This window comes from Frankia nepalensis (genome assembly GCF_016786325.1).
Classification (GTDB): domain Bacteria; phylum Actinomycetota; class Actinomycetes; order Frankiales; family Frankiaceae; genus Pseudofrankia; species Pseudofrankia nepalensis.
Map to the genome: position 1 here is coordinate 1 of NZ_JADWYU010000257.1, position 7020 is coordinate 7020.

General features: G+C 74.3%; 4 protein-coding genes. 3 read left to right on the forward strand and 1 reads right to left on the reverse strand.

Annotated elements, in window-relative coordinates; translation table 11 throughout:
- Window positions 1–100: 100 nt before the first annotated feature.
- Window positions 101–1951: an NAD(P)H-hydrate dehydratase gene (locus tag I6A81_RS39710; RefSeq protein WP_307875217.1), complete on the forward strand. Its 1851-nt coding sequence runs from the start codon at window positions 101–103 to the stop codon at window positions 1949–1951.
- 801 nt (window positions 1952–2752) lie between these two features.
- On the opposite strand, the gene I6A81_RS39715 is transcribed toward I6A81_RS39710, so the two are convergent.
- Window positions 2753–3664, reverse strand: coding sequence for a PDDEXK family nuclease (locus I6A81_RS39715; protein ID WP_203004244.1), 912 nt, complete (start codon window positions 3662–3664; stop codon window positions 2753–2755).
- Window positions 3665–4649: 985 nt separating this feature from the next.
- Between I6A81_RS39715 and I6A81_RS39720 the strand changes: the two genes are divergently transcribed.
- Both I6A81_RS39720 and tsaE read left to right on the forward strand, forming a co-directional pair.
- A complete protein-coding gene (locus tag I6A81_RS39720) occupies window positions 4650–5969 on the forward strand; it encodes a hypothetical protein (RefSeq protein WP_203004245.1) in 1320 nt (439 codons plus the stop codon).
- Between the two features lie 139 nt (window positions 5970–6108).
- Window positions 6109–6585 (forward strand): tRNA (adenosine(37)-N6)-threonylcarbamoyltransferase complex ATPase subunit type 1 TsaE, encoded by a 477-nt coding sequence (gene tsaE / locus I6A81_RS39725; protein ID WP_407661456.1) that lies wholly within the window; start codon window positions 6109–6111, stop codon window positions 6583–6585.
- Window positions 6586–7020 lie beyond the last annotated feature (435 nt).

Consider the following 7020-nt stretch of genomic DNA (forward strand, 5'->3'; position numbering starts at 1 on the left):
GCCCAGGGCTACCCCGGGCCGCCCGGCGCCCACCGGCCCCGCGCCGGCGTCGCCACCGGCCGCGCCAGCGTCGCCACCGGCCGCGCGGGAAGATGGCGGCGTGCGCGCCGCTCACACCGTGGACCAGGTCCGTGCCGCCGAGGCGCCCTTGTTGGCGGGCCTGCCACCCGGGGCACTGATGCAGCGGGCGGTGTACGGGCTGCTCGGCCACGCGGCCCGCCGGCTCGACCGGCAGGTGTACGGGCGGCGGGTCGTGGTGCTGGCCGGCGGCGGGGACAACGGCGGGGACGCGCTGTGGACCGGGGCACGGCTCGCGGCCCGCGGCGCCCGGGTGGACGCCCTGGCCCCCGGCGGGACGCATCAGGAGGGCACCGCCGCGCTGCTCGCCGCCGGCGGCCGGCTGCATCGCGTCGTCGCCCCCGGCGAGGCTGGACTGGCTGGCGACGGGGGCCCGCGGGTGCTGCCGGACGAGAGGGTGGCGGCGCTGCTCGCCGGGGCCGACCTGGTACTCGACGGGCTGCTCGGCATCGGCGGGCGGCCCGGGCTGCGGGGGGCCCACGCCCGGCTGGCGGAGCTCGCCCCGCCTGAGCGGACGATCGCCGTCGACGTGCCAAGCGGGGTCGACGCCGACACGGGCGCCGCGCCGGGGACCGCGGTGCGGGCGGCCCTGACAGTGACGTTCGGAACGTACAAGCGCGGCCTGCTGCTAGGCCCCGGCGCCACCCACACGGGCGAGCTGGCGCTGGTCGACATCGGCCTGGACCTGCCGGTCCCGGACCTCACCGCGCTCGACGACGCCGACGTGGCCGCGCTGCTGCCGGCTCCTGGACCGGGCGACACGAAGTACACCCGAGGAGTGCTGGGACTGGTCGGCGGCAGCGACCGGTACCCGGGGGCAATCGTGCTCGCCACGGGCGGGGCGCTGCGCGGCGGCGCGGGCTACCTGCGGGTGGTCGCCGAGGCACGGGCCGCCGAGCACGTCTGTCGGGCCCATCCCGAGGCGGTGGTGACCGTGATCGAGCCCGGCGACGCCGCCGGAATGCTCGACGCCGGCCGGGTGCAGGCGTGGGCGCTGGGGCCGGGGGTGGTCCCCGGTCCTGAGGCGCGCCGCCTGCTCGACGCGCTCGTCGCCACCGACCTGCCTCTGCTGCTCGACGCCGGCGGCCTCGACCTGTTCGCCGAGGCCTTCGCCGCGGGCTTCTCCACCAGGACGGCGGGCGTCGGCGTCGGCTTCACCACGACTTCCCGGATCGCCGACCTGCCAGCAGACGTCCCAGCAGACCTCCCAGATCGGCTTCGCCGATCCGGCAGGGACCCCGGGCTTCGCCGATCCGGCAGGGACCCCGGGCTTCGCCGATCCGGCAGGGACCCCGTCGCCGATCCGGCGGGAACCCCGGGCTTCGGCGCGGGCGTCGGCCACACGGCCACGGGCGGCGAGGACGGCGGGGGCCGCGGGGGCGGCGGGGGCGCGTCCGCCGGGCGGAAGGTGCTCGCGCGGCGCGGCGCGCCGGTCGTGCTGACGCCGCACGAGGGCGAGTTCACCCGGCTCACCACCACCGCGCTCGGCTGGGACGCAGACGACACCGGCCGCCAGCTGGCCACCGACCGGCTCGGCACCGTCCGCCAGGCGGCCGCCGCGCTGGGCGCGACCGTGCTGCTCAAGGGCAACCGGACGCTGATCGTCGAACCGGGTGGCGCCGCGCGGGTGAACACCACCGGCACGCCGTGGCTCGGCAGCGCCGGCACCGGCGACGTGCTGACCGGCCTCGCCGGCTCCCTGCTGGCCGCCGGCCTCGGCGCCCTCGACGCCGTGAGCGTCGCCGCCCACCTGCACGGCCTCGCCGGCCAGCTGGCCCCCCGCCCGCTCTCGGCCGCCGACCTGCCCGCACTGCTCCCCGCCGCCGTGGCGCGCGTCCTCGCCAGCACCGCGGCACATAGACCGTCGTTGTAGACCGTCGCTCCACAACCCTCCAGACGCGGTCCGCCATCCAGACACGGTGCCGCCATCCAGACACGGTGCCGCCCGCCCTGTCGCGCCCCGACGGGCCAAGGCACCAGCCGCTGCTCGCCAACTGGACCACGGACCATCGCACAAGCCAGGGCCACCTCACAGCCCCACCGCAGCTCGCCACACCCCCAGACCTGTCCGCCAAAACGCGGTCCCCGACCCGCGCTACAGCGGACAGGCCCGGAGCCCGGCCCGGTGGGGGCGGGTGGCCGGTTGCTTTGGTCATTTATGCCGTGTCCCTGGACCTGTCCCGTGTCCCTGGACCTGTCCGTCAAAACGCGGTCCCTGGCTCGCGCTACAGCGGACAGGTCCGAGGCCAGGCTTGCTGGGGGCGGGCGACCAGTCGCTTTGGCCATTTGTGCCGTGTCCCGTGTCCCTGGACCTGTCCGTCAAAACGCGGTCCGTGGACCTGTCCGTCAAAACGCGGTCCCTGGCTCGCGTAACAGCGGACAGGTCCGGAGCCCGGCTTGCCGGGGCAGGCGACCGGTTGCTTTGGTCGTTTGTGTCGCGTGCCTGAGGATTCGGAAGAGGATCAGGTCGCTGGCGGGGTGGTCGCCAGTACCACTTGCCGTTTCGCTGGTTGCTGGCGGATTCGTCGTGGTTGCCTGGCTGCGGTCGCGTTCTGCAGGAGGGGCGGGGCATGGGACGGGGATCGAGGCAGGTCAGGGGCGGCGGTCTCCTGAATGCCCTCCGAGAAGTGGTCTATGCCGAGAATTGGTCCACAACGTCCATTCGGGATGTCCATCACGATGCCGGTCTTGGCCGTCGAGGCAGGCGCTTGAAGGCACGGGCCAGCTGTTCCATCGCCTTCTCGGGGCGCAGCCGGAGATCGAGGCTGGAGTAGCGGAGCACCCGGACCTCATCGATCATCAGATCGTTCTGACGAAACAGGTCGTCGCGCCACCTCTCGGCGGCGAGGTGCACGCCACCGTCGATCTCGACCGACAGGTCCCAGTCACGCCAGTAGCAGTCCAGGTAGCGACGACGGCCATCGCCGTCCAGACGCACGACCTGGCGCTGCGGAGTCGGTAGCCCAGCACGACGACAAAGCCAGCCGATCCGCAGCTCGGCAAAGGAATGAGCCCCGCCCTCGATGTCGTCAAGCACGGCGACCAGAAGCCCTCGATGCCGGACCGTCCCCAGCGTGCCGAGGTAGCCGCGCAGTTGCGTCGCGGTCACGAGCCGCTGCTGCACGGCGGCGGCGAGGATTCCTACCGCCCTGGGCGGGGTTGTCGACCACACCGCACCGTCGACGACCGACCGGACGATTCGAGTCCGCGGTGGTGACCTGACCGGGTGAACATCGTCGTCAGGAGAAAAACGACGGGACTCGTGGACCTGTATGCCCGGCATCTGCGGAACCCGGACGCTACGGGGCACGACCACGTGCACGGCCTCGGGCTCGAAGCCGGTCAGGCCGTCAAGAACCGCGGCCGTCAAACCGCAGAGCGCCGCCCTCGGCCCGGCCGCCAGCAGGGCCGCCCAGCACCGCTGACGATCGGTGATCGGACCGCGATGCGTGATCACGACCCGGCGGGCGAACAGCCGCCAACGTCGCGCGACGACCTGCGCGTGGATGTGATCCCGGCCGATTCCCACCTCGCGCAACTGAGCACGGGAGATCACCCCGTCCTGCGCGGCCAGGATCGCGCTCAACGGACCCGAGTAGTCAGATCCGGCGGCCAGGTCCAGGCAGTCCCCCGCGCGCGGCAGTCCGGCGGCGAATGCGGCGGGCCGCCGCGCCTGGAGTGGGTTCCGAGTATCTGGCACCGCGCTACCGTGAATCTTCCGCGCCTGGTCGACCAGGGATATCCGCGAACTGTGGACAACCACCACCGATCCACAGGCATGTTCCCGACGCAACGGGATCTTCGGTGGACCGGGCTCCGGACCTGTCCGCTGTTACGCGAGCCAGGGACCGCGTTTTGACGGACAGGTCCAGGGACGCGACGGTTCGCGTGGTGGAGGTCGGAATTGGGGCGGGGGCGCGGCGGTCCGGCCAGAACGAGCGGTGCCTTGAGTCTCGTCGAGTCGGGCGTTGGCTTCCTGGGCATCGCCTGGGTTCTTGTCGTCCCCCCGTGTCACGCGCCGCCCGCGCAGACCGCCGTCACTCGAGAGCGTCCATCCGAACGAGCGTTGGCCCGCCGAGCCAGCCGACCGGCCGCAGTCATCAACCATGACTCACGCTTTGTAAACATTTGGGTCGTTCTGGTTCCACTCCAACCACGGGCGGGCCATGCTGGTGGCGGATCGCTGGCTAGGCGTGACAGTGGGGGCAGAACTGGATGAGAGGTTGGCGAGGACCGGCGCGTCGCGACGAGGGCGCCCGGTCCGACGAGCCCGGCCCCGACGACTATCCCAGCTCCGACGAGCCCGGCCCCGACAACGGCCCCGACAACGGCCCCGGTTCTGGCCCAGACCGCCGCGACGACGGCCCGGTTCGGACGGCGGCGCTCCAGCGGGATTGGTCCAGGTCCCGCCGGCGCCCTCGTCGGCCCAGCCCGCGGCGGCTGACCGAGCGAATCGTCGACCCTCCTGGGACAGCCCGCCGGGCTGGGACGAGGTCGGGTCGGTCCGGCAGGCGACCGGACGGCTGCCCAGCCCCGCGCGCCGCCGCGTCCGGAGGCTGGTCGGTGGCGGGGTGGCCGTCGCGCTGGTGGCGTCCTTGGCGGTCACGCTGACGGTGACCCCGGCCGGTGGCCGGACCCGGGACTGGGCCTGCGACGGACTCGGCCTGGGATGCCCCGAGTCCTATCTGATCAGCGTTCAGGCCGATCCTGACCAGATGGCGGGCAGCCCCGCGGGCCCTTTGGCGGCCACCGGCTACATGTTCCCGATCGATCCCACGGACCCGAGCCTTCCGCCCGCGCCGCCGGGTGGCCGGGACGACTGCCGCGGTCGGGCCGCCTGGGCGGCCTCGATCGGCGCGGTGCTGGCCGACACGACACCGCTGCGGGCCGACGTCGCCGCGGGCCCGAACAAGCAGGTACGGGTGGTCGGATTCACCGTTCGAGTCGACGGCCCCGTCAGGAGCCCTGTCCGGGGAGCGCTGCTCACCTGTCCGGCGCCACCCGCCGTGAGCCAGCCGGAGGTGGTCAGTCTCAACCTGGACCTGCCCGCTCTCGGCATGGGTGTCAGCGCTGTCGCGCCTCCCGACGGGTCCGCCGAGGTCCCGGCCGGCGCGAGCAGGTCGTACCTGCTCGCCGCGACGACGGCATCCTGCGACTGTCGCTGGCGGGTCGAGGCCGAACTGCTGGTCGGCGACGAGCGCCGGCTGGTCACCATCGGCCCGGACGGGGCGCGCGACGGCTCCGCCGCCGACAATCCCGACCAGCCGTCCTTCGAGACGACCGCTTCCTCGAACGAGCGAGGGCTCCGCTTCGTCCAGGGACGATGGTGGACGGCCTCGCCATGGACCATGTTCGACTCGAACTGCCCGTTGCCGCGGTTGGCCGCGGCCGTCCCGACGATGGACGCGTGGACGGTGGCGGCCCTCCCGGCCCGGATCGAGGACGGATCGACCGGGAGCACGGACCTGGCGCCCTGGCCAGCCCGTTCGGTGACCTGCTTGTGGCAGGTCCAGGCGGCGGCCGTGGCACCGGGTCAATCCGCCGGCTCCCTTGGCGTCCAGGCTCTCGCGTTCACCGACGACGCGGCCGCCCGCGCCGAGTTCGCCGGGCTGCGCCCGCGGCCCGACCTGTCACCGTCGCCATGCGGCTTCGTCGCGTACAGCCCGGCCGCCCCGCCCCGGCAACCCGTGACGGCGACGACTGTCACGGGCCTCGGAGACGAGGCGGTGAGCACTCCCGGCTGGCTGCTCGCCCGCGAGGGGAGCCGAGTGGTCACGGTCAGTCTGTGCCTCCCGCCGTCCGCCGACGCGGGCTCCGCCGCGCGACCGACGCCGGGTGGGCTGGTCATCCTGCGGCGCCTGGCCGAGGCGACACTCGCCGGTCGGTGGTGAGTGACCCGCCGCGAGCACCGGCCGGCTCCATGCCGCGTGGCGGGGCGGCGGTGGGTGCCGGGCGTGCGCGGATGATGGGAACGTGACGACTTCAGCCTCGCCGTCGGGCTCGCCGCCACCGGGCGCGGCCGAGCCGTTGGTGGTCCAGACGCCGGAACAGATGCGGGCCCTCGGCGCGCGCATCTCCACGGTGACCCGCCCCGGGGACCTGATCGTGCTGGCCGGGCCACTGGGCGCGGGCAAGACCGTGCTGGTGCAGGGGATCGCCGCCGGGCTCGGCGTCACCGGGCCGGTGACGTCGCCGACGTTCGTGCTCGCCCGGGTGCACACCGGCGGCCGGCTGCCGCTGGTACACGTCGACGCCTACCGGCTCGGAGGCGTCGCCGAGGTGGACGACCTGGACCTGGACGCGGACACCGACGTGGCGCTGACCGTCGTCGAGTGGGGCGCGGGGCGCGTCGAGCAGCTCGCGCAGGAGCACCTGCGGGTCGACATCGACCGGCCCGAGGGGGACGAGGAAGGCGAGGCACGCCACGTCCGGCTCGTCCCGTCGGGGCCCGGCTGGTCCGCCCGGCTCGCCGGGCTGCCCGCTGGGAACGCCGCCTCGGCGCGCTAGCCCAGCAAGCCCCCGCCGTCCACCGGCCACCCACCCGCCGTCCGCGCGACGCCGGCCACGCGACCGGTCCCACGCGGCGGCCCGGCCGCACGACCGAACGGACGCGTAGCCGAACGGACGCGTAGCCGAACGGGCGGGTGGCCGGACGGTCGCGTGGCCGCCCGGTCGCGTGGCCGGACGGCGGTTCGACCGGACGGCCATGCGACCGGGCGCGACACGCGCGCCCCGAGGCGAGCCGGCCGGGACGGTCGGCGGCCGGGACGGCCGCGGTCCGTAGGCTGGACGGGTGTTGGTGCTCGCTGTTGACACCTCGACGCCTGCCTGCTCGGTGGCGCTCGTCGACGCCGGCCCGTCGCGGGCGGAGCCCGTCGTCGCCGTCGCCGCCGCCGGCGCGGCCGGCGCGCCCTCGGTCGCCTGTCTCTTATACACAACACC